The 26,427-nt window shown below is 68.2% G+C and carries 25 protein-coding genes, 1 tRNA gene and 3 pseudogenes; 24 read left to right on the top strand and 5 right to left on the bottom strand.

What is annotated here, in order from left to right; genetic code table 11:
- Positions 1-225: 225 nt before the first annotated feature.
- The 3 genes from ACRDTB_RS19270 (at position 226) to ACRDTB_RS19260 (ending at position 2,781) form a co-directional block, all read left to right on the top strand.
- On the top strand, positions 226-933 hold the full coding sequence (locus tag ACRDTB_RS19270; RefSeq protein WP_431432126.1) for a SprT family zinc-dependent metalloprotease: 708 nt from the start codon (positions 226-228) through the stop codon (positions 931-933).
- Between the two features lie 294 nt (positions 934-1,227).
- Positions 1,228-2,121 carry a hypothetical protein gene (locus ACRDTB_RS19265; protein ID WP_431432124.1) on the top strand — a complete coding sequence of 298 codons (894 nt, stop codon included), beginning with the start codon at positions 1,228-1,230 and terminating at the stop codon, positions 2,119-2,121.
- Positions 2,122-2,169: 48 nt separating this feature from the next.
- On the top strand, positions 2,170-2,781 hold the full coding sequence (locus tag ACRDTB_RS19260) for a hypothetical protein (RefSeq protein ID WP_431432122.1): 612 nt from the start codon (positions 2,170-2,172) through the stop codon (positions 2,779-2,781).
- Positions 2,782-3,070: 289 nt separating this feature from the next.
- On the opposite strand, the gene ACRDTB_RS19255 is transcribed toward ACRDTB_RS19260, so the two are convergent.
- Both ACRDTB_RS19255 and ACRDTB_RS19250 read right to left on the bottom strand, forming a co-directional pair.
- A complete protein-coding gene (locus ACRDTB_RS19255) occupies positions 3,071-3,673 on the bottom strand; it encodes a DUF6461 domain-containing protein (protein ID WP_431432120.1) in 603 nt (200 codons plus the stop codon).
- Complete coding sequence (locus ACRDTB_RS19250) at positions 3,661-4,302, bottom strand: NucA/NucB deoxyribonuclease domain-containing protein (RefSeq protein ID WP_431432118.1); 642 nt, start codon at positions 4,300-4,302, stop codon at positions 3,661-3,663. The genes ACRDTB_RS19255 and ACRDTB_RS19250 overlap by 13 nt, the downstream gene beginning before the upstream one ends.
- 75 nt (positions 4,303-4,377) lie before the next feature.
- On the opposite strand from ACRDTB_RS19250, the pseudogene ACRDTB_RS19245 reads away from it, so the two are divergent.
- Positions 4,378-4,560 (top strand): annotated as a pseudogene (locus ACRDTB_RS19245) (helix-turn-helix transcriptional regulator); the annotation flags it as partial.
- Positions 4,561-4,640: 80 nt separating this feature from the next.
- On the opposite strand, the gene ACRDTB_RS19240 reads toward ACRDTB_RS19245, so the two are convergent.
- On the bottom strand, positions 4,641-5,315 hold the full coding sequence (locus ACRDTB_RS19240) for a 5-formyltetrahydrofolate cyclo-ligase (protein ID WP_431432133.1): 675 nt from the start codon (positions 5,313-5,315) through the stop codon (positions 4,641-4,643).
- A 53-nt stretch (positions 5,316-5,368) separates the two neighbouring features.
- The gene (locus ACRDTB_RS19235; protein WP_431432117.1) at positions 5,369-6,826 is read right to left on the bottom strand and encodes a transcriptional regulator; all 1,458 of its coding nucleotides are present in this window, start codon (positions 6,824-6,826) and stop codon (positions 5,369-5,371) included.
- A gap of 78 nt (positions 6,827-6,904) precedes the next feature.
- On the opposite strand from ACRDTB_RS19235, the gene ACRDTB_RS19230 reads away from it, so the two are divergent.
- The 14 genes and pseudogenes from ACRDTB_RS19230 to ACRDTB_RS19165 form a co-directional block, all read left to right on the top strand.
- Entirely contained in the window at positions 6,905-7,312 is a 408-nt protein-coding gene (locus ACRDTB_RS19230) for a recombinase family protein (protein WP_431432115.1), read from the top strand.
- A complete protein-coding gene (locus ACRDTB_RS19225) occupies positions 7,309-7,923 on the top strand; it encodes a hypothetical protein (RefSeq protein ID WP_431432113.1) in 615 nt (204 codons plus the stop codon). The genes ACRDTB_RS19230 and ACRDTB_RS19225 overlap by 4 nt, the downstream gene beginning before the upstream one ends.
- On the top strand, positions 7,923-8,597 hold the full coding sequence (locus tag ACRDTB_RS19220; RefSeq protein ID WP_431432112.1) for a dTMP kinase: 675 nt from the start codon (positions 7,923-7,925) through the stop codon (positions 8,595-8,597). The genes ACRDTB_RS19225 and ACRDTB_RS19220 overlap by 1 nt, the downstream gene beginning before the upstream one ends.
- A 16-nt stretch (positions 8,598-8,613) precedes the next feature.
- Complete coding sequence (locus ACRDTB_RS19215; RefSeq protein WP_431432110.1) at positions 8,614-9,663, top strand: Gfo/Idh/MocA family protein; 1,050 nt, start codon at positions 8,614-8,616, stop codon at positions 9,661-9,663.
- 95 nt (positions 9,664-9,758) lie between these two features.
- The gene (locus ACRDTB_RS19210) at positions 9,759-10,931 is read left to right on the top strand and encodes a DegT/DnrJ/EryC1/StrS family aminotransferase (RefSeq protein WP_431432108.1); all 1,173 of its coding nucleotides are present in this window, start codon (positions 9,759-9,761) and stop codon (positions 10,929-10,931) included.
- Positions 10,924-11,373, top strand: a complete 450-nt coding sequence (locus ACRDTB_RS19205) for an NUDIX domain-containing protein (protein ID WP_431432106.1) — start codon at positions 10,924-10,926, stop codon at positions 11,371-11,373. Before ACRDTB_RS19210 ends, ACRDTB_RS19205 begins: the two co-directional genes overlap by 8 nt.
- Before the next feature lie 66 nt (positions 11,374-11,439).
- Positions 11,440-12,147, top strand: a complete 708-nt coding sequence (locus ACRDTB_RS19200; protein ID WP_431432104.1) for a creatininase family protein — start codon at positions 11,440-11,442, stop codon at positions 12,145-12,147.
- Between the two features lie 59 nt (positions 12,148-12,206).
- Positions 12,207-12,689, top strand: coding sequence for a nuclease-related domain-containing protein (locus ACRDTB_RS19195; RefSeq protein WP_431432131.1), 483 nt, complete (start codon positions 12,207-12,209; stop codon positions 12,687-12,689).
- Positions 12,652-12,897: a hypothetical protein gene (locus tag ACRDTB_RS19190; RefSeq protein WP_431432102.1), complete on the top strand. Its 246-nt coding sequence runs from the start codon at positions 12,652-12,654 to the stop codon at positions 12,895-12,897. Before ACRDTB_RS19195 ends, ACRDTB_RS19190 begins: the two co-directional genes overlap by 38 nt.
- A 777-nt stretch (positions 12,898-13,674) precedes the next feature.
- Positions 13,675-15,587 (top strand): annotated as a pseudogene (gene mobF / locus ACRDTB_RS19185) (MobF family relaxase); the annotation flags it as partial.
- Positions 15,588-16,731: 1,144 nt separating this feature from the next.
- Positions 16,732-17,694 carry a hypothetical protein gene (locus ACRDTB_RS19180; RefSeq protein ID WP_431432101.1) on the top strand — a complete coding sequence of 321 codons (963 nt, stop codon included), beginning with the start codon at positions 16,732-16,734 and terminating at the stop codon, positions 17,692-17,694.
- A 346-nt stretch (positions 17,695-18,040) separates the two neighbouring features.
- Positions 18,041-18,391 (top strand): hypothetical protein, encoded by a 351-nt coding sequence (locus ACRDTB_RS19175; protein WP_431432099.1) that lies wholly within the window; start codon positions 18,041-18,043, stop codon positions 18,389-18,391.
- Between the two features lie 275 nt (positions 18,392-18,666).
- Positions 18,667-19,365 carry a recombinase family protein gene (locus tag ACRDTB_RS19170; protein ID WP_431432097.1) on the top strand — a complete coding sequence of 233 codons (699 nt, stop codon included), beginning with the start codon at positions 18,667-18,669 and terminating at the stop codon, positions 19,363-19,365.
- Positions 19,286-19,633, top strand: a pseudogene (locus tag ACRDTB_RS19165) (recombinase family protein); the annotation flags it as partial. The gene ACRDTB_RS19170 and the pseudogene ACRDTB_RS19165, both read left to right, overlap by 80 nt.
- Positions 19,634-20,268: 635 nt before the next feature.
- Here the strand turns inward: ACRDTB_RS19165 and ACRDTB_RS19160 are convergent.
- Positions 20,269-20,341 (bottom strand) — tRNA-Arg (locus ACRDTB_RS19160).
- 380 nt (positions 20,342-20,721) lie between these two features.
- On the opposite strand from ACRDTB_RS19160, the gene ACRDTB_RS19155 reads away from it, so the two are divergent.
- The 6 genes from ACRDTB_RS19155 (at position 20,722) to ACRDTB_RS19130 (ending at position 26,206) form a co-directional block, all read left to right on the top strand.
- Positions 20,722-21,633 (top strand): ABC transporter ATP-binding protein, encoded by a 912-nt coding sequence (locus tag ACRDTB_RS19155; RefSeq protein WP_431432095.1) that lies wholly within the window; start codon positions 20,722-20,724, stop codon positions 21,631-21,633.
- Positions 21,630-22,844 (top strand): ABC transporter permease, encoded by a 1,215-nt coding sequence (locus ACRDTB_RS19150; RefSeq protein WP_431432094.1) that lies wholly within the window; start codon positions 21,630-21,632, stop codon positions 22,842-22,844. The genes ACRDTB_RS19155 and ACRDTB_RS19150 overlap by 4 nt, the downstream gene beginning before the upstream one ends.
- Positions 22,845-22,947: 103 nt before the next feature.
- Positions 22,948-23,595, top strand: a complete 648-nt coding sequence (locus ACRDTB_RS19145; RefSeq protein ID WP_331973853.1) for a response regulator transcription factor — start codon at positions 22,948-22,950, stop codon at positions 23,593-23,595.
- A 201-nt stretch (positions 23,596-23,796) separates the two neighbouring features.
- The gene (locus tag ACRDTB_RS19140; RefSeq protein WP_431432091.1) at positions 23,797-24,114 is read left to right on the top strand and encodes an EthD family reductase; all 318 of its coding nucleotides are present in this window, start codon (positions 23,797-23,799) and stop codon (positions 24,112-24,114) included.
- Positions 24,111-24,956: a 3-hydroxyacyl-CoA dehydrogenase family protein gene (locus tag ACRDTB_RS19135; protein WP_431432089.1), complete on the top strand. Its 846-nt coding sequence runs from the start codon at positions 24,111-24,113 to the stop codon at positions 24,954-24,956. Before ACRDTB_RS19140 ends, ACRDTB_RS19135 begins: the two co-directional genes overlap by 4 nt.
- Positions 24,957-25,033: 77 nt before the next feature.
- The gene (locus ACRDTB_RS19130) at positions 25,034-26,206 is read left to right on the top strand and encodes a GNAT family N-acetyltransferase (RefSeq protein WP_431432087.1); all 1,173 of its coding nucleotides are present in this window, start codon (positions 25,034-25,036) and stop codon (positions 26,204-26,206) included.
- The last annotated feature ends 221 nt before the right edge of the window (positions 26,207-26,427 follow it).

The raw sequence follows: 26,427 nt of genomic DNA, 5'->3' as shown, positions 1-26,427 counted from the left end.
TCCGGGGCAGGAGCCAGACGGAGGCGAGGGAACCGACAGCGGAGAGGTCACTAACCGGCGCTCGATGGCGCGTCCCCTTGTCATCGCTTCACGGTTCCGGGGAAGCCGGGGGCGGCAGTGTCATGAAGGCCCTCGAAGGGCGACCGACGCAGGCCGTCACCCCGACTTCCGCCTAGTTCCTACCACAAGCCCCCTTAGCGAGCCTGCACGGAAGAGGGTGCACTAGTGACCGACGTCCTCCGGCTTGACGACCTGTGCGTACCGGTCGAGATTGGCGGCAGCAGCCGCAAGGCTCGGCTCACCATTGAAGTCGACGGATCGTTGCGTCTGAAGGCCGCCGATGACGTGGCGACCGAGGAACTGCAGCAATTCCTGGCATCGAAACGCGAGTGGGTCTACCGCAAGCTGGTGGAGAAGGAAGTCCTGCAGCACGAGCCCATCACCAAGGAACTCGTCGACGGCGAAGGCTTTCTATACCTGGGTCGCAGCCATCGACTGAAGATCGACGACGTGAAGGGAGCGGTTCGCCTTGAGCGCGGGCGACTCGTCCTACCTCGGCGCCTCTTCGAAGTCGGGGAAGCGAGTCTGATCGCCTGGTACCAGCGCTGTGGCGAGACTTGGCTGCGACCTCGCTCAAAGACATGGGCAGAGCGAATACGAGTCGATGCAGGGCCAATCGAGGTGGCCGACCTCGGTTACAAGTGGGGAAGCGCCACGGCGGGACGGCGCGTGCGCATCCACTGGGCGACGCTCCAGCTGCCACCGCCACTCGTCGATTACGTGTTGGCGCACGAACTCGCACATCTGCGCGAGCCTCACCACGGCCCTGCGTTCTGGCAGCTGCTCGCTCGCGTCATGCCTGACTACGAAGAACGCAAGCAGGAGCTGGCCAAGCGGGGCGCCTGCCTTTGGTTTGGGGACCGACGGGACTGAGCTGGCCTCGCTCTGGTCGGACGACCAGAGGTTGACCTGACTCCTCATCGACGCACGTACATGTTCGCGGTTGCCCCTGTCCTATGACGGCCCAAGACACGTTTGGCCGTCTGGAGTCGAGCGAGTCAGCTCGACGAACCCGAGCAGTTCGGGGAGATCCAACGAGGGAGGCCGTGCACGGAGTGCAGTAAGTCATGTCGAGGGCGTAGCGCTCCGATCTCTGACGTGATAAGCAAGGAAGGTTGCTGCTGCCTGGAGCTGGTGGGGGAAGTGAGAGACATGCTCCGTAAGGTCGTGCGCTTCTACGAGCTGCTTGGGGTTCGTGAGGAAGGCAACGGCGCGTCGACCGTGCCGGTTTCATCTGACTTCTGGCAGTTGATGGCCGAGCACGTGAAGTCGCTATCTGCCGCGGGCCGACAGGCTCGCATCCGAGGACGTCTGACCCATGGCGAGAGCCGCACCGGTAAGCAGCCGGCGCTTCCGTACTTTTACATCGCGGGTGTCCGGGAGCGATCCGAGTGGCCAGACAGTCTGAGCAACCGGACTGGGGTCGTCGGGGACTTGGAGCCCACTGATCAAGACGCCGTGCTGATCGAGCCAACCTATGTTGTGCCATTCGGCGCTTCCAACCAGGTTGCGGTCGTCACGATGTCGATCGGGGCCCCACGCGTAACGACCCTGGAGTCGTGGTTCAGCCACATGCTGCCGCCGGGCGCGCCCCTTCACAGCTACACGCTGCTCCCGGTGATCAACTCTCGCGTGGCGGAACGACTTGCGGAAGCTCGTGGTGCCGCCATCCTGCGCGTGAAGATGACCTCAGACGTCGACGTGCCAGAGGTGGGCGGTGGTGAGATCGGGGACGCGGCCCGTGCCGCCAAGCGCGTGTCGCAGGAAACCGACATCGAGCTCGGGTGGACCCTGGATCGGCGTTCCGGCCACGACGACACGAAGGCGGTCCTACTACAAGGTGCACAGTGGGTACGGAGCGACTTCGTCACCAGCGCCAGGGTGAGCCTGGAGCTCCCGGACGGTGACGATGGATTCCACCGCAAGCAGTACGACCTGATCAAGCAGCAGTTCACCTCGACTCAGAAGTTCGACATCAAGCGCGATGAGCAGCCCTCAGAATTGTCGGTGCTGACTGGTATCAATGAGGCGATCGAAGCGTTCCGGAAGGAGTTCTCGTAGCCAGCCGCTCAGCCGGCGAACGAGGACCGGCGGCGCTGAGGAGTAACGATGGGCAACGCCTCTGTCACCCGCAGCAGAAGGCTGCTCGGTCGATTGAAGACCGCCTGGTTCGTGCTGACCAGCTGGGTTGCCGACCGCCCCACACAGGTCGCGCTGAGCCTGGCCCTACTCGTCGCAACTCATGCAGCGTTGGCGACGGTCCTTCTGCCCGCGCTTAACCCCTACAAGAGCATCGGGCTGGAGCCGAACACTGGCACAGCCGTAACGCTCTACCTCGGTCTCGCCGCCGCAGCGGCGATCGTCGCGGGTTTCGCCGGCGTGATCATCGTCTTCACCATTGGCTCCGAAGCAGGACGCATTCGGCAGTTCCGTTTCGCTGCTGGTAAGGCCCTACATCGGTCGTGGATGACCGTCGTCATCGAACCGTTCCTCGCCACCCTGCTAGGGATTGTGGCTGCCGCTACACAGGTGACCTCAGGCAAGGGTGCCGCCCCCTGGCTATTCGAACTGGGCGTTGTCCTACTGACCCATGGGGCGATACGGCTGATCTGGCTACTTCACGAGCTTGTGGAGATCGTCTACGCCGATGACCACGACGCAGACGCGAAGACCCGAGAGGTGGCAGCGGAAACCCTCTTTCCCCGGAAGACAGGTAGTTGACTTGCCTCTGGGGCGGCCGCAGGTTGTCCCATCACGGGCTCGACAGGCACAGATCCGGCCTGCATCGTTGCGTATGAATCGATCGGCCGCGTGAAGGAGCCAGCGCCCCGAATCACGGCACCCGTGCCTCCGCCACGACCGACTCGTCGGCAGCGGGAGCTGAGGGTTCGCGAGCTCGAAGACGAAATGAGCGGCTGCGAAGTCGCAGATGATCGTCCACTTTGATCCTCCACAGGCTGGGTTGCGCTACGCGCGAGGCGTCAGGTGTGGCGCGACCCATTGGAGGCTGTTACGGCAACCGTGCGTTCTCGACGTCCTTGAGTAGCACATCCGGGTCCGGTATCCGGTAGGTCGGCAGTGGGACCGTTAGCCAACTCGGCTCGAATGCCAGGCCGGTCTGCTGCTCGAGGATGGCCAGGCAGGTGGCGTCGAGGCTGTCGTCGGACAGGTCGGCGTCGTCGAGCCAAGCCGGCAGCTTGTCGAACGTGTCCATGCCGTCGGCCGCCATGGACACGTCGAAACAGGCCGTCACCTGTCCGTCGTTGGCCTGGACGATGCGCCAGCGGCCTTCGACGTTCCAGTGGACGCTGCAGAACCTGCCGCCAGCCGCCGTGGCGCGACGGGCGATCTCGGGCACGGTGCCCGTCCAGCCGTTGTTCTCGATGGCCACCACGGCCGTGTCGGCGGTGACGGTCTGCAGGTAGAACCAGGTGCCGAAGTCCTCGTCCGGAACGATGGCATCGTCGAACGGCCGTGACTCGAGTGACTCGGCCGGATCGCCGCCGTAGACGGCGATGACGTCCGGCTCGGTGCGCCCCTGGATGACGGCCACGGTCCAGGCAAGGGTGTCGTACTCCTGGATCCAGGCGTACTTGTCGATCAGCTGGCGCATGAGGCGTCCTTGGCGATGTCCACGCCGGCATACGGCTCGGCGGCGATCCGGTCCGGATGCGCAATTCCTACCAGGTACTCGTCCCCCACGCTGATCTTCTGCAGCGCGTACGCCCGGCTGATCGTGCCGCCCTGGCAGGACTGCTCCCGATCCGGCACCTCCTCGGTACGGGCACCGGCGCCGCCTTCCTGGCTGGAAGCGAACGGGTACTCGTCGCACGAGCCCAGCGGGTAGCTGCGCGTGAAGCTGCCACAGCTGGCCGACCACTTCGCCCGCCGGCTCTGCGGCGTGTCCCGGTGCAGTTGGAAGTCCTTGCCTTCGCCCCACGCCGAGCTGATGTTCCGCCCGATGAACGGCATCTTGGCCGCGTCCAAGATGACCAGCTTGATCTCGCCACACTGCTTGGTCGCGAGGATCGAATCGACCGTGCAGTCCTCCAGGTTGGGTGCCGCGCTCTCGGTCACCATGAGCGTCGCTTCACCCTCGCCGAGTACGACAGTGTCGTAGCCGGTGACGCCACCAAGCATGTCGTCGACAGCGCTCTTGATCGGGCCGATGCCCACGACGGCCACGATGCCGACAGCGACGAAGATGGGCAGGAGCAGGCCGGATCTGGAGCGAGTTGCCATGACGAGTGACCTCCCAGTGCGCAGCGACGAGCTGTGTACTAGGAGTGTCGCAGAGAGCACTGACAGTCGTAGGCGATGAGAATCGAGGCCGCCTCTGGCCGCCGCTATTGCCGCAGCCGGTTGGCTGTCGCTCCGAAGGTCGGCGTCGAGCATGGCGGGGGGCCTGGATGGGCTGCGCGCGGCTTGAGCCAGGAGGCGTTCGCCGACCTGGTCGGCGTCCATCGCACCTACATGGGCGGCCTGGAGCGGGGAGAGCGAAACTCACCCTCAAGTCGTTGGAGCGCATGGCGGATTGCCTTGGCGTTGATCCGCTGTCGTTGCTGCGCTGAGGATTCCCGCTACTTGCGCTGTCGGGCCGCAAGGATTGGTATCTCCGCGATCTTCTCCGCGCTCAGGTCGTTCCAGAGCAATCCACAGGGCCATCGGGGCTTCCCGCATCGGATCACCTCGTCCGGCGTCACGATGACGTCGACGCTGAAGTCGTGTTCGGTCTCTGGTAGTTCGTCATCGACCACCTGGAGCGAGTGCACGGTCGTCACGATCGTCGTCTCGGGCCCGATCAGCCCGGCTTCCTGAAGTAGCGCCACCTCAATGTCGGAGTAGCCGGCGCCCTTGCCGATGCGGACGCCCTGGCGGTTGACCGCGACGCTGCCGCAGACAATCAGATCGACCGGCTCCATCTCGTCGACACCGACCTGGCGCGCGATCTGCGCTGCGACGTTCTTGGCGGCGGCTTCCTCGGGAGACACCGGGAGGTTTGCCGGATCGAGCAGGTAGAACGGCAGCGGCTCGGCGAGTTTGGGCACCGCCATGTAGAGGAGCTTGCCCTCGCGGAGTGCCAGAGCACGCGCCGGCTCCTGTGCGGCGTCGGGGACGGCCTTGACGACGCCGGCGGCCTGCCATTCGGACAACTCGGCGAGGCAGTTGGCGGCGCAGTCCGCGCCGAAGAATGACGGGATGCGGCCATGCACGCCGGGCGGGACGGCCTGTTGTTGTTCCAGCAGCGACCACATGCGTTCGCGGGCCGCCTGCTTCGCCTGGTCCACGTCGGTCACGCCGGCTCCTCTTAGGTCGAGGCCATCAGCGCCATCACGCGGTCGTAGACGTCTTGCATCGCGGGCGCTTGCCTCCATGGTCGCAGCTCGCGGCAGGCATCGAACATGATGTTGAGCCCGCCGCCGCCCCAGGTCTGCTCGACGACGTCGATCGCTTGGTGCAGCACGGCAACCGCTTGGTCTGGCTGGCCTTGGCGCAGGAGTGCGAGGCTCAGGTTGCCCAGCACGATGGCCTGCGACTTCGACCGGTCGCGCAGCTCGTCGGCGGTGGCTTCGAGGATGGGCTGGGCGTGCTTGGCCCTGTCGAGGAACAGGTAGCAGGAGCCGGCGAGCCGGCCCGGTTGCGTCGGCGAGAACAGGTCCAGCGCGACGTCGGCGTCGTCGACCTGGTCGAAGTACCCGTCTGCGTCAGCGAGCGCCTGTTCGCACTCGCGCTGCTGGCCGAGCATGGCATGCGCTTCGGCCGTGTGAAGGACGGCGAGGCCAGCCAGGACGTGGCTCACGCCGCTGGCGGTGTCGGCAGTCTGCCGGGTGAGCGTCAGGCCGGCGACCGGGTCTTTCTCGCCGTAGAGCGCGACGAAGCTCTTGCGTAGCAAGGCAAGGCTCTCGGCCACTGGGTCGTTGAGCTGGCGGGCCGCGGTGACGGCTTGGTCGAAGTAGGCGTTGGCCGTGGCGTGGTCTCGGCGCTGGGAGGCGTCCCAGACGAGTTGGCCCATCAGCGTGGCGCTCTCGGTTTCGGCCGCCCACAGCTCGCGGCGGACACGGTTGGTGGGGGCGTGGGCGCGGAGGAAGGCGACCTTGCCGAGGCACTGGCCCGTCTCGGCCAGCAGCGACGTCGACGGGGCGCTGTCGTAGCGCTCGTCGAGGGCGCGGACCTGCTCGCGGAGCCGGGCGACGGCGACCAGGTCGACGCTGCCGGGATGTTGGAGGGCGTAGGCCAGCCGCTCGTCGTCGGCCGCGCTGTGGTGCGTGTCTTCGGTCAGCAGGTCGTCGAGTTGCTCGATCGACACCTGGAGGCACTGCGCCAGTTTCGGTCGCAGCCAGGGCAGCGGGCCCTTCTCGCTGACGCCGCTTTCCCAGCGCCGGACGGTGCTGGGATCGACGTCGAGGGCGTTCGGCCAACTGTTCCTGGGTGAAGCCGAGCGCGACGCGACGCTGCGCGAGGCGGTGCCGCTTGGTCGCCACGCTGTCGCCTCCTTCTTGACCGCCCCCAGCGGCTGTTTCTGCAGGTCAAGCGGGTCAACGCCCTGTTGGCGCCCGGTCGACGCCTCCTTGGCGCTCTGGAACCGGCCGGTTACGGCCGGTTGGCTCCAAGGTAGCCGCCCACCCGGCCAGGGAGCAACGGAGGTTTGGCCGTGACCAGCCCAAGACCAGCAGAAACGCCGCCATGTGGCGATCTTGCGCTCGACCCGATCGCCGGCGTTCCCGCCATCGCCGCCGCCATCCTGCTGGAGCACACCGACGACCACGGCCGCTGCATGGCCTGCAGGGCGGCGTGGCCGTGCACCCGGCCGCGTTGGCCGAGCATCACCTGGCCGGGATCTGACGTGGCTTCCGAGACCGGCCGGGCTGACGACGCCGGATACCCCGACCCCCGTCGCCAGCCCGGCCACCACATCGAGCGGGCGGACCGGCCGCTCTTCGGTTACCTCCGCGTCGGCCCGCTGATGCCGGCCACCGAGATCGAGCAGTTGCGGCGCGCCTTGGCTAACTACGCGCGGCGCGAGGGCTTCACGTTGCTGCGGACCTTTGTAGACGACAGCCCGATTCACACCGCCGCGCTGGCGGAGCTGACCGACGCGCTCAGATCCGGCCAGGCCGCCCACGTCCTGGTGCCGTCGCTTCGGCACTTGGCGCACTTTCCCGGCGTACAGCTGGCGATGAAGGACCTGCTCGAGTCGCAGACCGGCGTGCGGGTACTGGTCATGTACCCCTCGCTCGAGGAGTCGCCGTGACGGCCGCGCTCGCCGAAAGGCCACAGGCGGAATCCATGAACGAAACCCCGCGTCCGGAATGGGAGCAGCGGAGCGAACTGACCTTGGCCGCGCTGCCGAGCGCCGTGAGCTGCGCCCGCCTGTTGGTCCGCAGCGCGGCGCTGCGCCTGCAGCTCGATGCGCGGTCGACGGCGGCCATGGAGGAGATCACCGACGCCTTGGTGATCCACTCGGTCGTGACGACCGGTGTCTCCGAGATGGGACCGCTCGACGGGGACGCGGTCATGCGACTCCGACTGCTGGTGGTGCGGCTTCGCTTCATGCCCGACCGCGCCATGGTCGAAGTGTGGGACCGCAGCCGCGAAGCCCCACATTCCCGGCTCGGCCGTTTGTACGCGGTGCAGATGGCCGACGACTGGGGCTTCGAGCTGTTCCCCTCCGGCCAGCGTGCCGTGTGGTGCGCGACGTCGCTGACATTCGACACGCCGAACGTGCTGCCGGCGCTACCGCGGCGCATCGCACGACGGGTCACACCGATCGCCGACGACGAACCGCCCCTCGGCGCGCCGGACCCCGCCCTGCTGAAGCGGGTGCTCGAGGGCTTGCGCCGGCTCGGATCGGACGGCGACTGATGCTGATCACCTTCGAAGGTCAGGACGGGTCCGGCAAGACGTCGCTGCTGCGTGCCACCTACACGGCGCTCACCAGGCTGGGCGTTCCGGCGATCACGGTGGACGAGTTCTCGGACAGCCCGTACGGCCAGCGTCTACTTGAGACACTGGCCCGCGACAAGTTCCTTCGGCCGGTACTCGGCGAGCCGGCCACGGCCCGCATTCGCGCGCTGGAGATCGTGTCCGACTTGTACTACCTCGACGAGCGAGTCATCACGCCGGCGATCCAGGCGGGCTACGTCGTGCTCAAGGACCGGCACCTCGACACCGTGTTCTTTACCCAGGCGCAGTTCCTCATGCAGGCCAGCGAGCGTTCGCCGACGCGAGCCATGCGGTGGCTCAGCGGGCTGCTCAGCGAGCTGCGCTCCCCGCCCGCGGCGACGGTCTACGTCGACGCGCCGCTCGGCGTCCGGCTCGCGCGCATCCGGAAGCGGCCGGACCGGTTCGGCGAAGACCGCGCTCACCAGGTGAGCCAGGAGGACCTCGACGTCTTCGCGGCTCGCGAGCAGATCATTCGCCAGCTCATCGCCGGCGCGCCGGCGCGCTTTCTCGTCGTCGACAACAGCCGTCCGCTCTCGGAAGGGGTGACGCAAGTCCTTGACCTGGTCCGTACTTGGCATTCCGGTGCTTCGTAGAAAGGCGAGCCGCACCATGGCCGAACTCCTCACGTTCCCGACCACATCCGCGCTCCACCGCAAGGACCCCCAGATGAAGCTGCGCGCGGCCGTCGTCGGCCTCGGCAAGCAGGCACGGGAAGACCACATCCCCGGCCTGCTGGCGTCCGACGGCGCCGAGCTGGTGGCCGTCTGCGACGACGACGCCGAAGTCGTTCGCGAGCAGCAGTACAAGTTGCGGGTCGCTGGCTACACCGACTTCCGCGAGCTGTTCCGCGCCGAGCAGCTCGACCTCGTCGTGGTCTGCGTGCCGCACCACGTCGGCCGCGACGTCATCGAGGCGGCCGCCGAACACGGCATCCACATCCTCAAGGAGAAGCCGTTCGCCACCACACTCGCCGAGGCCACCGATCTGGCCGACCGGTGCGAGCAGGCCAAGGTCCACCTCATGGTCACGCTGCAGCGGCGCTTCAACCCGATCTACACCAGCTTCACCCAGCTCGCCGACCAGATCGGCACGCCGTTCGTGGTGAACGCCGCCTACACGCTGCACATCAGCGATCCGTCCGATGGCTGGCGCGGCCGGACGGCCAAGGCCGGCGGCGGCTGCATCATCGACATGGGCTACCACGTCATCGACATGCTGCTCTGGTACTTCGGCCTGCCGGACCGGGTCCTCTGCGACATGTCGATGAGCGCCCGCCCGGACCGCAACTACGATGCCGAAGACACCGCGCTCATCCACTTCAGCTACGACAGCGGCCTCTACGGCTCACTGCTCCTGTCCCGCTTCATCGGACCGAAGGCCGAACAGATCCGCCTCGTCGGCAGCCGGGGAATCGTCGACCTGGAACGCGGCCGCATCCGCCGGCTCAGCAACGACGGCGAGGTCCTGGAATCCCTTGCCCGCGAACAAGCCTGGCCGTCCGCTGCGGCCTCACAGGTCAACTACTTCTGCCGCGTCATCGAAGGACTGCGGCCGAACATGAGCGGCCCCAAGGAAAACATCGCCCACCTCAGCTTCATCGCCGCCTGCTACGAGGCTGCCCGCACCCACGCCTACGTCAACCCCAAGGAGCTGCTGTGAACTCGCCCCTCGCGCTGCTCGGCGGACCGCCCGTCATCCCGGCCGGCGGACGGCACTTCAGCTGGCCGCCGCTCACCGACGCCACCACCAAGGCCGTGGTCGACCAGCTCGACACCAGCATCTCCGTCTACGACCGCTCCGGCGTCATCGCCGATCTGGAAGATGCGCTCCGGGACTACTTCGGCGTTCGGCACGCCGTGCTCGCCAGCTCCGGCACCGCGGCGCTGCACTCCAGCTACGCCGCCGCGCTCGTCGAACCCGGCGACGAGGTGATCGTCCCGGCCTACACGTTCTTCGCCACCGCCACACCGCTGCTGCACCTCGGCGCCGTGCCGGTACTGGCCGACAGCGACGAAACCGGCAACGTGTCGGTCGAGGACGTGGCCAACCGGATCACCGAGCGGACGGTGGCCATCATGGTGACCCACCTCTGGGGAATCCCGGCCGACGTGAACGGCCTGAAGGCTCTCGCCGATGCGCATGGCTTGGCGCTGCTGGAGGACGCCTCACATGCCCACGGCGCGACCGTCACCGGACGCAGGGTCGGCACGTTCGGTCGCGTCAGCGCCTTCTCGATGAACGGACCGAAACCGCTGTCCGCCGGCGAAGGCGGCTTCGCCCTGACTGACAACGACGAGGTCTACTACCGGCTGCTGCTCCACGGCCACTACAACAAGCGGTGCCGAAACGAGATCCCAGCGGACCATCCACTGCACCAGTACGCGGTGACCGGCATGGGGTTGAAGTTCCGCATCCACCCGCTGGCCGCCCGGATCGCGCTGGATCAACTCGGCCAACTGGATGGCTACCTGGCAGGGCGAGCGGCGATCGCCGAGTACCTACGCGACCAGCTCGGCCAGCTGCCTGGCATCGCCGTGCCGACGATCCCCGCTGACGCACAGCCGGCGTGGTACGGCCTGCCGCTGATCTACGTGCCGGACGAACTCGACGGCATCCCGATCGAACGTGTTCATCAAGCGCTTCTTGCCGAGGGACTGCGTGAGGTGGATCGGCCAGGCTCCACCCGTCCGGTGAATCAGCTGCCGCTGTTCGGACATACAGACGCGCTCTTCCCGCATCATCCGGCGCGTGCCCAGCTGCGCTTCCGCCGTGGGCAGTTTCCGGTGGCCGAGCAAGTCCACCACCACACCCTCAAGCTGCCTGTCTGGCACCGCGAAGAGGACATGCCGCTCGTGGAGCAGTACATCGAAGGCTTCCGTAAGGTGGTCGAGCACCGCCGTGATCTTCAGGGGACAAGGAATGGTTGAGAACTCGCTGTTTGCCGAACTCGTCGCACAGGCCGACGCTGACGGAGTCCAGCAACTCGTCGTCGGCGGCATCGTCCGCGACGGCAACACGGTGCTGCTGCTCCAGCGACCCGACGACGACTTCATGGGCGGCATCTTCGAACTGCCCAGCGGCAAGGTCGAGCCCGGCGAGGCGCTCGACACCGCACTGATCCGGGAGGTCAAGGAAGAGACTGGCCTGGACGTCAGCGTCATCCGGCACTACCTCGGCAGCTTCGACTACACCTCCGGCAGCGGCAAGAAGAGCCGCCAGTTCAACTTCGCCGTAGACGTCGCAGCCGCTGGACCGGTCGTGCTGCAAGAACATGACGCGTATGGCTGGGCAGCGCTCGACGACGATCTGCCGGTAACCGACGCGGTCAAGGCGGTCTTCAACGAGTACCGCGAGACCCTGTCGCGGTGACTGGGCCGTCATGACCGCGGCAGGCATTGGCGGCCGCCAATGAGCGCTCACGAGGGAGAACACCAGTTGCTCACCACGGCCACCTCGACCGACGTAGGCCGCCTTGGAGCCCGCATGGCGGTCTTGCCGGTCGGCAGCTTCGAACAGCACGGTGACCACCTGCCGCTGATCACCGACACGGTCATCGCCTGTCTGATCGCCGAGCGCATCGCCGACACCTACGAGTTGTTCCTGCTGCCGCCGATCACGATCTCCTGCTCCCATGAGCACGAAGGATTCCCCGGCACGGTCAGCATCGCCGCCACCACCCTGACCGCCGTCGTCGACGACATCCGCGATTCCCTCGCCCGCGCAGGCGTCGACAAGCTCGTCCTGGTCAACGACCACGGCGGCAACTACGTCCTGTCCAACATCACCCAACAGGCCAACGTGACCGGCCCGCGAGTCACCCTCTTCCCCGGCCGCGGCGACTGGACGGCCGCCCGCGAACACGCCGGCATGGAGACCACCAACCACGCGGACATGCACGGCGGCGAACTGGAGACGTCGCTCCTCCTGCACGCCCATCCCGAACTCGTCGGCGACGGTTTCCAGTCCGCCGACCACGAGGCGGACCACCGCCCGCATCTGCTCGTCACCGGTATGCGCGGCTACACCGAAACCGGCATCATCGGCCGTCCGTCCGCAGCTACAGCTGCCAAAGGCGAAGCGGCACTCATCAACCTCACCGCGTCTTTCGAAGACCATCTCGGGGCGCTCACGTCCGAGAGTTAACGTCCGGCACAGATGCAACGACGCCCTGAACTTGGCAATTCGTCGGCGCGCTTCGTTACATTGGAAATATCGTCGCGATCATCTACGGGTGTGCAGGGGCGAGTGTCGAAAAGGCCGCGAACGAGGAGACAGCGAGCGCGGCGCGCCGTGGAGCGTACTTCGAGCGAGTCGTCGCGGAGGCTCTGCAGCGCTGGGCAGACAGCCGTCCCGACAAGCTGCACATATTTCACGACCTCGTCAGACTTAACGAAGTTCGTCGACCGAACGGTAAGTTCTTCAACCTGGCCAACGCCAACATCGACCACGTCGTCCTCACCGGCGCTCGCTTCCTCCTCGTCGACTCGAAAGGATGCGGCCGAGGTGTGCTTCGGTACTCGGCCGAGGCAGGCGGCGAGCTCGTACGACCGGACGGGACAACCACACCTCAACCGTGGATGAACAACGCGAAGTCCTTATTACAGCGCCGGGGTCGTACATCAGCTCTCGGGTGGCCTCGGCGGAGCGATGGTCTGGGTGATACCCACGCACACCGACGTCGATGACAGCGTCGTCCGGGCACCGTTCCTGAGCCGCGGTGGGTTCTTGCTCGACGTCGATGCACTTGTGGACGGCGGCCTCGACGTCAAACCTGAGGATGTTCCGGCCAACCCTGGGCATTGCCACGGCCTGCCTGTCCCGAGCCCGCCGGCCGATCCGCGAGCTGTGGACTGGTTCCGCCGCCATGTCGCCGCACCGTTGAGTGGCGAGTGAGACCGTGCACAGCCTCTATCGGTTTCCGCACGGCCTGAAGGCTCATCCGTAAGTCTGGTCAGGCGACCGCACTTCGATATCGGCCCGCGGCAAGGCAGCGGTCGACTACGAAACGATATGTGCCCCAGTGCCGCTTGCCCCCTCTTTAGCACCAGTCGCACGAGCAACAAGCTCCATGCCCTGAAGGCCATGTCGAGCACGGCAAAGGGGCAAGGGACGGCCTGGCCAGGGATCTCGGTAAGGTATCCCTAGCGGGATACTCGAAATGATCTTCGTCGGGGAGGGCGAAGAACGGTGTGGTTCCGCGCGTTCGGGGGGACGCGGTATGGCGTATGTGACACCGATTTATGGGGGATCTGCCGCGCAGATCGACTACCGGCTGGGCATGACCCAGCACGGGTGCGGCTCGGATGTCCAGTTCCGCTATCGGGCGGATGGGCGGGAGCGGCCGTTGCGGTGGATCGGCGGTGGTCTGGGCGAGTTCGGCCTGGACGAGCTGAGGCCCGGCGCGGAGCTGATCACCGAGCAGCACGACTTGGCCCGTGCGCTCATGGCTGGTCGGCACCCGGGCAGCGGCGAGCAGCTGGTCACGCCGAAGGTCGCGGTGCCGGCGGATGCGAAGGTGCCGCTTGGATCTCTGGTGGCGGCGGTGAAGGTTCTGGCCGCCGAACGCGGCCTGGATGACCGGTCGCGCTGTTCGGCAAGCCGAAGCAGCGCTCGGCGTGGAACACCGCTGTCCGGGCGGTCGCACGTCGCGGTGACGCTGCCCTGTTGCGGGTGGACGATGCGTTGGCGTTGGCCGAGACCGCCGGCCTGGACGCTGAGCGGGTGTGGTCGGACGTGGATCTCATCGCGACCTACAGCAACCTGTACGAGCCCAAGCCTGTTCTGGGCGAGGACGGCGCACCGGTACTCGACCAGCACGGGCAGTCGAAGATTGGGCTGGCGCCGCGCCGGGTGCCGGTCGGAATCGTGGGATTCGACATCGGTGTCACCTTGCCGAAGTCGGCGAGCCTGCTGTTGGCGTTCCTGCCCGACGAGTTGGTGGATCGGATCGAAGCCGGCTACACGGCCGCGATCGAGCGCACCTTCGGGTGGGTCGAGGGCCGCACCTCGTATGTGCGGCGCGGCAAGCACGGCGAGGGGCACACCGCCCGGCACGAGCAGACGAGCGGGTTTGCCGGGTGGGTGATGACCCACCGCGCCGCCCGCCCGGTCGACGACGCCCCGGTGGGTGATCCGCACTGGCATGTGCACATCACTATCGCGAACATGGCCAAAGCGGCGGACGGCAGCTGGCTGACTGTCGCGGCCGGGGGTCGGGATCTGATGCGGCACGCCCCGGCGATCGACAAGGTGACCCAGGCGCAGGTTCGGGCGTTCCTGCACGGCCAACTCGGGATCACGTTCACCCGGTCGGCGCGGACGGGGGTGTGGGAGGTGGCGCAGGTCCCGGACGAGGCGATCGTGTACTTCTCCAAACGGGGCAAGCAGGTCTCCGCAGTCCTGAAGCAGTTGGGCTACCGCAACGCCGACGTGTCCGCCGCCGAGGCCCGCATCCTCACCCGCGAATCCCGGTCGGCGAAGTCGGAGACCACCGCCGCCAGCGACGCCACTCTGCGCGGGTTGTGGCGCGCGGACGCTGTTCGTGGCGGTCTGGACCTGGACGCGCTCATGGACCAGGTGCTCGCCACATACCGGACGGGTGCGACCGTCGCGCCTGTCGAGGCGAACAGCGAGCTGGAGGCGCGGTTCGGCATCAGCCTGGACGACCTGGTCGGCAAGCTCACCGACCCCGAGCATGGGTTGACCGCGCACGCCCGCCGCTTCTCCCACCTGGACGCCCTCGCCGCCGTTGCCGACGCACTTCCACATGGCGCGGAGATCGAGGACGTGGAACGCCTGGTCGACCTGGCACTGGCACACCCAGAGGTCGAAGCGCTCCCGGCCGCTGGTGCCGAGCCCGCAGTAGGTGGGCCGGGCGCGCACACCCAGCTCGCGGGCGCACACCAGATGACCGGCGGCCAGCTCTACACGACACGGGACGTGACCGCCGCCGAACGCACCATCCTGGCCACCGCGACCGCCGCCACCGAACCGACGGTCAGCGACGCACAGGACCGCGCCGTCGTGCCGGCGGCCACGGTGGACTTGGCCGTCACCGTCGTGGAGACCGCGCAAGGGTTCCCGCTCTCGGTCGAGCAACGCGATGTGCTGCGCCGTGTGGTCACCACCGGTAGGGCGGTCGAGGCCGTCGAGGGTCCACCGGGCACCGGGAAGACCACGCTGATGCGGCGGCGCGGGTGGCGTGGGAGGCCGCCGGCTACCGGGTCGCCGGGGCGGCGACCGCCGCCGTGGCCGCGCAGAACCTGGCCGCCGAGTCCGGCATTCCGTCGCGGACGGTGGCGCAGTGGTTGTGGCGGATCGACCACCGCGACGGTCTGGCCGGGGTCGACGTGCTGGTGCTCGACGAGGCGAACCTCACCAGCGACCGGGACCGGGCCAAGCTCTACACGGCCGCCGCCGAGGCCGGCACGAAGATCGTGGAAGTCGGCGACCCGCAGCAGCTCCGTGGTGTCGGCGTGGGCTCGATGTTCGGCTACCTGCACCAACTGTTGAGCGGGCCGCGGTTGACCGAGAACCGCCGGCAGCGTCAGGCCGACGAACGCGCCGCGCTGGCCGCGTTCCGCGAGGGCCGGCACGCCGAAGCCCTGCACACGTGGGCACGTCTCGGCGAAGTCGTCGGTACCGAGACACCGGATGAGGCCGTGGCGGCGATGGTGTCGACGTGGCTACGTCTGCGGGCGGGTGCGCCGGACCCGCACACCCAGACCGCCGGCCTGATGATGTTGGCCGCGACGAACGAGCAGGTGTCCCGGATCAACGAGACCACCCAGGCCGTACGGCAGGCGCGAGGCGAACTCGGTCCTGGCACCACCTGCCGACTGCCCGGCGGCCGAGAAACCCGGTTCCACGTGGGTGATCTGGTGTTGATCCGCCGCAACGACCGCCACCGCCAGGCCGTCGCCGGCGACGTGGTGCTCAACGGCTACCGGGGTGTCGTCACCGCCGTCACTCCGGATGGCGTGGAGGTGGCGTGGCACGACCCCGCGGCCGACCACGACGCCGAGTTGTCGCGTGCGGTGCTCTCGCCCGGCTACATCGCCCAGGGCGGACTCGAACTGGGCTACGCCCTCACCGCCCACAAAGCCGAAGGACTCACCGTGAGCGGGCAATGGCTGCGACCGGACGGCAGCCACAACCACGGCAGCGTCCTCGTGTACGGCCCCGGTCTGGACAACCCCGGCCTCTACGTATCGCTGTCCCGCGACAAGGGCCAAGTCGTGCTGTTCGGCGCGCGGGCCGAGCTGGAAGGCGAACGCGAGGACCTGGTCTACGGCCCACCCCGCAACCAACAGGAACTCACCGACCGGGTGATCGCCGCGTTGGCTGAACATGCCGCTGCCACCGCCGACGATGTGAATGACCGCCCGGTCCTGGTCGATCTCGGCCAGGCCCCGGCCGACCCCGCCGGTACTGGAGCCGTGAGTGGTACCGGTACCACCGCGCGCACCGAGCCACGGATACCCCGACCGAAGCCGGTTCGCCCACCGGACCGCACTCAGCCAGACGACTACCCAGACCAGCCGCAACCACAACAGGCGACGCCACCGGAACCAGAACCAGTGCGAGTGACGGTGACCGACGAGCAGCGCCAGCACTGGCGAGAGCTGGTTCGCCGGTCCGTCGCCGCGCGAGCCGCGGGCGACCCAAACGCCTACCGAGCCGTGCAGGCCGAGCGGCGGACGCTGATGGCCCAGCTCGGCCCTGACCGTGTTGAAGGTGCTGCGAGCAGAGTCCCACCAGCATGCCATGCAGAACCTGGAACAGCGCCGGGAACGCCAGGTCCAGGAGCAGCGGGAGCGGCTGGCGCGGCTGCGGATGACCACGCAATGGCAGACCCGGCCGCACGGCCGGCTCACTGAGACCGAACTGACCAGCTCGATCCGGCATGCGGAACAGCAGCAAGCCGCACATCGAGAGGCCGCGGAACGTACCCGCGAGCGACTAGCCGAGCGAGAACCCGCGGTCGAAGCGGGCCGCGGTCCCCGCGTCACCAAGCTGGACACGGAGCTGCATCGTCTCCGCGTGAACGCCGAACGCCAGGGCACCGTCGAAGCGATCCAGCGGCGCTGGCAAGCCGCCCGCACGCAGGCCGGCGACGCGGCCGAACGCGCGGCCCACAAGGAGTTCGACGCCGAACGCACCCGCTGGTGGCAAACCGGCCGCCGCGAGCAACTCCAGGCCGAGGCCGCCGCCGACCAAGCCGCATCCCAGCGGGCCGCCGACCAAGCTGACGAGCTGGCCCGCCACGCCGCCGAACTCCAACGCCAACTCGGCGGCCCCACCGTGTGGCGACACGCCCAGCAACACCTGGAACGCGCCGAAGCCAGCAACGCCCAGGACCGGCACCGCGCCCACCAGGCCGACCAAAGCGAGTTGGCCCAGCTACGCGATCGCGTCACCAGCCAGGACACCGCCGCGCTTGACGCCGGCACGCGACGTGACGAGCTGCTGGCCGAGCAGCAGCTCCGCGACACCATGCCCGAGGTCCAAGCCACCTTCGAACACCAGCTCCGCACCGATGCGATCGAACGACAACAGCTGCACGGGCAAGGTGCGCTCGAACGACAGCTCGACCAGTCCCTCCAGATGGATCTCGACTACCAGCAGCGCACCGTGCAGGCCGACATCCACCGTGATGTCGACCGAGATGGTCCAGGTCTCGGCCTGTGAACCTCCCGTTCCTTCGGAACCGACTACGCCGTCGGACTCGCTGATGTCCCTGTCGAGGTCGGCGACCTAACTGTCGACTGCAACTCGTTGCCGTGGCGGGAGCCCGTCGGGGGATACGAGTTGACCACAGCGGCAGCTGGCAGCGAACGGTCGCGTGTGCATATGCAACCACCGCTGTGTCGGTGATATTGTGGATTCAGCGTGGGGCGCCGGCGACGGTGGCCTTCCTCCCCCTGAGGCTGCCCATGTCACGCTGACCTCCCGCCATAACCGAAGAAGGTGCGTGCGCGGAGGTTTCTGGGGTCGCTTTCGTCGCGCTGCGATATGTAGCGACCAGGGAGGAACAATGGGGGACGATCTCGCATCGGCAAACGAGCCGGAACATCATCGAGATATCGGCGACGCGACAGAAATCGGAATTCCGTCGCCGCGCTCATCGCTCGACGACACCATCGAGAACCTGGCGGAACTCGGCTCAGATGATCTGGTTTGGTGGTATGATCAACCGCGCAAACGCGGCAGCGATCGACGCTATTGGGGGCAGGTCGAACGCGTCGGCGGGCCAGAGGGTGACCAGCTGCGCGAGAATCTCGCCGCCGTCATTCGTGACCTGCTCAACTGGGCGAGACAACAAGCCGACACAGAACCTGACCGGGATTCTCATGAGGACGGTGGGACCGATGACACGCCCAGGTGACCCCACTCCGCCCGCTCGTGCGGGGATGCCGGTACCGGTGTCAGGTCCATCTGGACTGTCGGACTACGCGGTCTCGCCGCTAGGCATGTCGGCGGCGTTGCTTCGCGACGAGGTCCGGGTCGCGGTCCTGGCCCGCACGTCCACCGAGGACCAGCAGGATCCGCGGCAGTCGCTGATGCGGCAGGTCAACACGTGCCGAGCTGCGCTGCCCGAGTCCTGGGTGATCGTCGCCGTCTTCTACGACGTGGAGTCCGGGCGGATGGAACTGGATCAGCGTGGCCGGTACCGGCTACGAGCGGTTCGACATCCCGATCGCCCGCGATGGCGGCATCGCCGACCTGCTGGACGAAGCGCCTCATCCGGGGCGTCGGTTCGACGTGGTGATCTGCGAGAGCATCTCTCGTGTCGCCCGCCGTGCGTTCGAAGGGCTCTCCGTCGAGCGAGAGCTGGAACGTGCTGACGTGCCTCTGTTCGCCTCCAACGAGTCCATCACTCTCTCCGGGAGTCGGGCGCAGCGAGTGTTGCAGCGACGGATCAACCAGTCCGTTGCCGAATACGAGGTGCTGAACACCATCGAGCAGGCATGGGGCGGGCTGTGCACCCACATCCGTGAAGGCTGGAACATCGGCAAACCACCGTACGGGTACAAGGCCAAGAACTTTCGCCACCCCAACCCGATGAAGGCCGCGAAAGGGCACACCAAGACCCGCCTGGAACCCGACGAGGTGCGCGGACAGATCGTGACCCAGATTGCGCTCTGGCGCCATCGTGAACATCTCGGCTACGGCGCGATCGCCGAACGTCTCAATCAGGATCTGGTGAAATATCCGCCACCTGAACCGCCCGGTGGAACTCGGGCGCGCGGCGCCTGGAGCAAAGACCAGCGTCTACGGAATCCTGCGCAACCCCAAATACACCGGATACCAGGTATTCAACCGGCGTGCGTCGCGGTCGCGGAGCGGAAAGGTCAATGACCCCGTCAAATGGGTGTGGTCACCCGAACCGGTCCACGAACCGCTCATCCCCAAATGGATGTACGACGAACTCAACGCCCGCCGCGCGGCCAAACGCGGCTCCCGCGACGGCAACAAACCCAACACCCATCCCCAGACCCGCCGCACCTACATCCTCCGCGGCCTGGTCTTCCACGGATGTGGACGGCGAATGTCCGGCAACCACCGCCACAACTCCGTCTACTACATGTGCCACCCCCGCGCCAACAATCGCGGACGCCCCGACAAGTACGCCGGGCACGAGAAGGCCGCCTACATCCGCGAGGACGCCGTTCTCGACGCCGTCTCGTCCTTCTACGCCGACCGAGTCTTCGGCCCCGATCGCCGAGACCTCCTCACGGCGGATCTCACCGCCGTCGACGACCACGAGACTCGGCGGCGAGAGACCGAACGAGACCGCCTCCAACGCGCTCTCGCTGATCTCGCCCGCCGGCAGGACAACGTCATGCGCCAAGCCCAGGACGGCGGTCCCGACGATCCGTTCGCCCAGGGCCTGCGGCAGACCTACAACGACCTCGAAGGCGAGCGACGGGCCACGCTCGCCGCCATCGCCGAACTCGACGCCGCTGACCAAGCCGCGCCCGCCAGGTCGACGGCCGACGACGCCGAACTACTCGACGCCTTGCCCCACCTGGCGCTCAACCTGGCCGACGCGCCCGAACCCCTGATCCGAGGACTGTTCGAAACCACCCACCTCGCCGTCCGCCTGCACGAGGGTAGCGACGAGGTAACTATCAGTATCCGGCTTCCCGTCGACGACCTTCCCGCCATCGCCCACGCGGCAGAAAGGATCACGAACACCATGTCCAACGCACAAGAAGCGCCTGCTCAGATGGCAGACGCTCCTTGTGCGGACGCTGTACGTGCCCCCGGCAGGATTCGAACCTGCGACCTGCCGCTTAGGAGGCGGATGCTCTATCCCCTGAGCTACGAGGGCTTCCATGGGCAAGCGTAGCGGGTGAGCCGGCCCGGTGAGCGACCGCTTGACATGCCGTGTCGGGGCCCGCCATGTGTCGGTACCTGCGGGCCACCGGCTGGTCGAGGTCACCGGCATCGGCGGGGCTGGTGCGCGGCGGCGACGCGGGGATCGGGTCAAGGCGGTCGCCACCGTTCTCGTGCACCAGGACTGCCACCACACGGCCGGCCGGTGGGGATCACCCCGGGCCGCCGCAGATCGAAACGACCGAGTCGAACCAGGCCGGCCGCGCGCCGTGTGCCGCGATGACCAGGGCATTGCGGTCGGTGTCGGCTCGCTGTACCAGAGGTGACCGCAGTAGGGTCCGCGACAGTGGCGCTGCGTGCGGGAGGGGACTGACAGTGGGTGACGGGCGGCTGGAGATCGATGGCATCTCCAAACGGTTCGGCGACGTCATCGCCTTGCGGGAGACGACGTTCGACGTCCGGGCGGGGGAGTTGTTCGGCTTCGTCGGCAGCAACGGCGCGGGCAAGACCACGACGATGCGCATCGCGCTCGGCGTGCTTGCCGCCGATGCCGGCGAGGTCCGCTGGGACGGCACGCCGATCAACCTGGAGACCCGCCGCCACATCGGCTACATGCCCGAGGAGCGCGGGCTCTACCCGAAGATGAAGGTGGGCGAGCAGCTCGTCTACCTCGCCCGCCTGCACGGCCTGTCCGCCGCCGCGGCGAACGACTCGATGCTGGAGTGGACGGAGCGGCTGGGCGTGGCCGGCCGGCGCGACGACGAGGTGCAGAAGCTCAGCCTGGGCAACCAGCAGCGCGTCCAGCTCGCGGCCGCGCTGGTGCACAACCCGAGCATCCTCGTGCTCGACGAGCCGTTCTCCGGCCTCGACCCGATCGCGGTCGAGGTGATGAGCACGGTGTTGCTGGACAAGGCGTCCGCCGACATCCCGGTCATCTTCTCCAGCCACCAGCTCGAGCTCGTGGAGCGGCTCTGCCACCGCGTCGGGATCATCCGAAGTGGACAGATGGTGGCCGTGGGCACGGTCGACGAGCTGCGCTCCAGCGGCACCGTGGAGATGATCGTCGATGCGCCGAACGCCCACCCGGGCTGGACGAACGGCCTCGCCGGCGTCACCGTGCGCGGTCACGAGAACGGCCGCACGGTGCTCGAGCTCGCCGACGGCGCCGACGACCAGGCCGTGCTCCGCGCGGCGCTGGCGACCGGCCCGGTCACCGAGTTCAGCAGGCGCCGGCCCTCGCTCACCGAGCTGTACCGCAGCGTCGTGACCCAGGAGGAGGCAGCGTGAGCGGGAGCGAGCAGCCGAACGTTCAGCTCGGGTCGTGGCAGGCGGTCAGCCTGGTGGCGGGTCGCGAGATCAACACCAAGCTGCGCTCCAAGGCGTTCATCATCACCACGGTCGCCACCCTGGTCCTGCTCATCGGGTTCGCCCTGGTGATGAAGGCGGTCGGCGGCGGGTCGGACGCCACGGTCGGCTTCACCCAGCAGAACGCCGCCCTCGCCGAGCCGTTCAAGGCGGTCGCGGGCTCGATCGGCGAGAACGTCGACACGAGGACCGTGTCCGACGAGCGGTCCGGCCGCGACGAGGTGGCCGGCGAGTCGCTCGACGCGCTGGTCGTCGGCGACGGGTGGACCGTGCGGGTGGTGGTCAAGAAGGACCTCGACGAGGGCCTGCGCAACGCGTTCAACGTGCTCGCCGGCCAGGTCGCGCTCAACCAGGAGATCGCCGAGCTCGGCGGCGACCCGGCGCGGGTCGGCGCGGCCGTCGCGGACGCCTCGGTCGACGTCGAGGAGCTCGAGGAGCCCTACCCGTACGACCCGCAGCAGCTGGTGCTCGGCATCATCGCCGGCATCCTGATCTACATGTCGCTGCTGATCAACGGGCAGATGGTGGCTCAGGGCGTGGTCGAGGAGAAGTCGAGCCGCGTGGTCGAGCTGCTGCTGTCCACGATCCGGCCGTGGCAGCTCATGGCCGGCAAGGTGCTCGGCATCGGCCTGGTCGGGCTCGTGCAGATGGTGGTGATCGGCGGCATCGGCGTGCTCGCCGCGCTCGTGCTCGACGTGCTGACGATCTCGGTGACCGCGGCCGTCGGCACGGTCGTCTGGCTGGTCGTCTGGTACCTGCTCGGATTCCTGCTGTACTCGCTGGTCTTCGCGGGTCTGGGCGCGCTCGTCTCCCGGCAGGAGGACGTGGGCGGCGTGATCGCGCCGGCCCTGATGTTCGTCATCCTCGGGTACGTCATCGGCATCTCGGTGCTGCCGTCCGATCCGGACAACGCGCTGGCCGGGGTGCTGTCGGTGATCCCGGTGTTCGCGCCGACCATGATGCCCATGCGGCTCGCGATGGGCGGGGTGCCGGCCTGGGAGGCCGTCGTGTCGGTCGGCCTGGTCGTCGCGATGATCCCGGCACTGGTCTGGTTGGCGGGCATGATCTACGCGAACGCCGTCATGCGCAGCGGCGCACGGGTGAAGCTTAAGGACGCGCTTCGCAAGGTGTGACGTGCGATTCACCCAGACCGGGTACCATTACCGACTGGTAGCGCTTTCAGCCGCCGCCGCGTCAGGCAAGCCCGCATGACCGCCCAGTGTCGGGGAGGCGTTCGTGATAAAGGTGCTTCTCGCGGACGATGAGGATCTCGTCCGCTCGGGACTCCGCACAATACTGTCCAGCGCAGGTGACATCGAGGTCGTCGCCGAGTGCGATGACGGGCTGTACGTGGCCGATCTGGCCAGGCAGCACCGTCCGCACGTCGTGCTGCTGGACATCAGGATGCGGTCCGCCGACGGCATCGTCGCGCTCCGCAGGCTGCGCAGCCTGCCGGAGCCGCCGGTCGTCGCCATGCTGACAACGTTCGACGTCGACGAGTACGTGCAGGAGGCCTTGCGCATCGGCGCCAGCGGCTTCCTGCTGAAGGACACCGAGCCGTCCGTGCTGGTGAAGGCGGTCCGCGACCTCGCTCGCGGCGGTGCCGTGCTCGACCCGAAGGTCGCCGCGCGGGTGCTGTCGGCGGTCGCGGACGGCGAGCGTGCCGCGGAGCCGGCCCGCCGCCTGCTGGCGTCGCTGTCCGACCGCGAGCGCGAGGTCGTCGCGCTGATCGGGCAGGGGCTGTCCAACGCGGAGATCGGCAGCGCTTTACACCTCTCCGAGGCGACGGTCAAGGGATACGTGTCCGCCGTGCTCGGCAAGATCGGCGCGGTGAACCGGGTGCAGGCGGCACTGGTCGCCTACCGCGGCGGCCTGATCGCCTGACGGTCCTCATCAGACGGCGCGAGGCCCACCCGGCGCGGCGCGGGCCCGAGCGGGTCGGCCACGCGGCTTGGCATGTCACGCTTTCGCAGCCGGTCGAGCCGGCGGGTGACGCTCGTGGGCGGTGCGAGCGTGCGCACGTCGCAATCGTGTCCGGTCGCGTGGTATGACGGTTCGAGCGCCGACTGAGACGAGGAGCGTCACATGATCAAGTACATCGCGCTGTACAGGCCGGCGGCGGACCCGGAGGCGTTCGAGGAGGCCTACTTCTCCTCGCATCTGCCGCTGATCGACAAGGTCCCCGGGCTCGTCCGCCAGGAGATCGCCAGGGTTCAGCGCGTGTTCGTGCCGGGGATGCTGGGCGAGACGCAGCCGTACCTGGTCGCCGAGCTGTACTTCGAGTCGAAGGACGCCATGAAGACCGCGTTCGCCTCGCCCGAGTGGCAGGCGGCCGGCGCCAACCTGACCGAGATCGGCGGCATGGAGCTCGTCTCGATGTTCTCCGCCGAGGTCGTCGAGTGACCGAAGCTCCGGTGACCGCCGCGGTGGTCGGCGGCGGCACGATGGGCGCCGGCATCGCGCACGTCCTGCTCGCCGCGGGCAGCCGGGTGACCGTCGCCGAGGCGGACGCGTCCCGCGCCGCCGACGCCCGGGACGCGGTCGCGGCGTCGCTGCGCAAGGCCGAGGATCGCGGCAAGCTGGACCGGACCGCCGAAGAGCTGCTCGCGCATTTGTCCACTGTGGACACCCTGGCGGACCTGCCGCCCGGCGCCGACCTGGTCCTGGAGGCAGTGCCCGAGGACCTCGCCCTCAAGCGCCGGGTGCTCGGCGAGGTGGCGCGGACGTGCCCGAACGCCGTGCTCGCGTCGAACACCTCGTCGTTGTCGATCACCGCGCTCGCCGCGGGGCTGCCCGGGGAGCGGGTCCTCGGCATGCACTTCTTCAACCCCGTGCCCGTCCAGGCACTGGTCGAGCTCGTCACACACGAGGGGCTGCCGGCCACGACGCTCGCCACCGTGCGCGGGTACGCCGAGGCACTCGGCAAGACCGTGATCGAGGTGCGCGACTCGCCGGGGTTCGCCACGTCGCGGCTGGGCGTGGCGGTCGGGCTCGAGGCGATCCGGATGCTCGAGGACGGCGTCGCGTCCGCCGAGGACATCGACACCGGCATGCGGCTGGGCTACGGCTGGCCGATGGGCCCGCTGCGGCTGACCGACCTCGTCGGCCTGGACGTCCGGCTGTCGATCGCCGAGCATCTGTCGCGCGAGCTCGGCGACCGGTTCACTCCGCCGGAGCTGTTGCGAAACAAGGTGGCGAGCGGGGAGCTGGGTCGCAAGACTGGCCGGGGTTTCTTCGACTGGTGAGCATGGTTCGAAACGGTCACGACCGGGCCGCCGGCCGGGGTTGAGCTTCGAGTCATGCTCAAGCTGAGGGAGTGCGCGTGATCGTTCGGCCGTATCGGGATGGGGACGACGAGGACATCTACCGGCTGGCGCGGCTCGCGTTCGGCGGGGCGCGCGAGCCGCGGCCGGACGAGCTGTGGTCGCACTGGCCGGGCTGGCACGGGCTGGTCGCGGAGGACGGTGACCAGCCCGTCGGCTGCCTGAAGGTGCGGGAGTACGCGCAGTTCTTCGGCGGGAACGCGGTGCCGATGGGCGGCGTCGCGGGCGTGGCCGTCGACCCGCACGCGCGCGGGCACGGCGTGGCGACCGCGCTGCTCGACGCGGCCCTGCCGGTCATGCGGGAGCGCGGCCAGGTGATCTCGGCGCTGTACCCGTCGGTGCCGCCGCTGTACCGGGCGCGTGGCTGGGAGCAGGCCGGGAACTACGAGCGGGTGACGCTGGCGCCGGAGCTGTTCGCGCTGCTGGAAAAGCCCGCGTCGCGGCTGCGGCTGAAGCGTGCCGGAGCCGATGACCTTCCGGCGCTGCGCGACGCCTACCTCGAGTTCGCGTCCACAGTGGACGGAATGCTGGACCGCTCGACGGCGGCCTTCCAGCTTGACCGCCTGCTGGAGGTGGACGTCGTGGAGATCGCGTCCGGGCCGGACGGGTCGGTGCGCGGCTACCTGACGGCCGACCGGCCCGAGGGCGACAAGCTGATCACGTACGACCTCGTCGCGCTGGACGGGGAGACCGCGCTCGGGCTGCTCGCGAACCTCGCGCGCTGGACGGGGATCATGCGGGAGATCTCGCTGCGGATCGTCGACCCGGCGTGGTGGCAGCTGCTGATGACGCTGCCGGTGCTGCACGACGTCACGAACCACCCGTGGATGCTGCGGGTGGTCGACCTGCCGGCCGCGGTCGCCGCGCGGGGCTGGCCGGCGGCCGCGCAGCTGGCGCCGTTCGCGGTCGACGTCGAGGTGGCCGACGAGCACGCGCCGTGGCAGGCGGGCCGGCACCGGCTGGTCGTCGACGGCGGCAAGGTCACCTGCGAGCCGGGCGGCACCGGCGCGGTCCGGCTGGCGGCCCGCGCGCTCGGCCCGTGGTACGCGGGCTCCGCGGACTCGGCGATGCTGCGCCGCGCGGGCCTGCTGGAGGGCGACCCGGCGGATGCGCACCTGCTGGACCTGCTCACCGGGGCGCCACACCCGGTCCGCATGGCCGACTCGTTCTGACCCGTCCACGACCCGACCTGTCCACAACCGCCGGACCTGTCCACAAGTCGATCTTGCACCTCCTGTGGACGAGGGCCGACCGGTAGGCTGGCATGTGAGGGTGGCCCCCGGGACAGGGTGGGGCTTTCGGTTCTTGGGTTCCGCACGCGCGCACAGGTACACACGCGCGCGGGGGCTGCGTTTCGCTGGCTGGGGTGTGGGGTGGGAAGTCCGCTGTGGTC

This window comes from Actinophytocola sp. (assembly GCF_050699935.1).
Taxonomy (GTDB): Bacteria; Actinomycetota; Actinomycetes; order Mycobacteriales; family Pseudonocardiaceae; genus Actinophytocola.
The sequence above is the reverse complement of the archived record's forward strand: the minus strand, read 5'-3'. Positions and strand labels throughout refer to the sequence as shown.

Bases quoted from the DNA above. Each gene is read 5' to 3' on its own strand.
- ACRDTB_RS19255 (WP_431432120.1), bottom strand. From the start codon at position 3,673: ATGCGCCAGCTGATCGACAAGTACGCCTGGATCCAGGAGTACGACACC.
- ACRDTB_RS19215 (WP_431432110.1), top strand. From the start codon at position 8,614: ATGGCCGAACTCCTCACGTTCCCGACCACATCCGCGCTCCACCGCAAG.
- ACRDTB_RS19240 (WP_431432133.1), bottom strand. From the start codon at position 5,315: ATGTGGTCGCTGCTGGAACAACAACAGGCCGTCCCGCCCGGCGTGCAT.
- ACRDTB_RS19175 (WP_431432099.1), top strand. From the start codon at position 18,041: ATGGGGGACGATCTCGCATCGGCAAACGAGCCGGAACATCATCGAGAT.
- ACRDTB_RS19190 (WP_431432102.1), top strand. From the start codon at position 12,652: ATGGTCTGGGTGATACCCACGCACACCGACGTCGATGACAGCGTCGTC.
- ACRDTB_RS19260 (WP_431432122.1), top strand. From the start codon at position 2,170: ATGGGCAACGCCTCTGTCACCCGCAGCAGAAGGCTGCTCGGTCGATTG.
- ACRDTB_RS19220 (WP_431432112.1), top strand. From the start codon at position 7,923: ATGCTGATCACCTTCGAAGGTCAGGACGGGTCCGGCAAGACGTCGCTG.
- ACRDTB_RS19140 (WP_431432091.1), top strand. From the start codon at position 23,797: ATGATCAAGTACATCGCGCTGTACAGGCCGGCGGCGGACCCGGAGGCG.
- ACRDTB_RS19250 (WP_431432118.1), bottom strand. From the start codon at position 4,302: ATGGCAACTCGCTCCAGATCCGGCCTGCTCCTGCCCATCTTCGTCGCT.
- ACRDTB_RS19205 (WP_431432106.1), top strand. From the start codon at position 10,924: ATGGTTGAGAACTCGCTGTTTGCCGAACTCGTCGCACAGGCCGACGCT.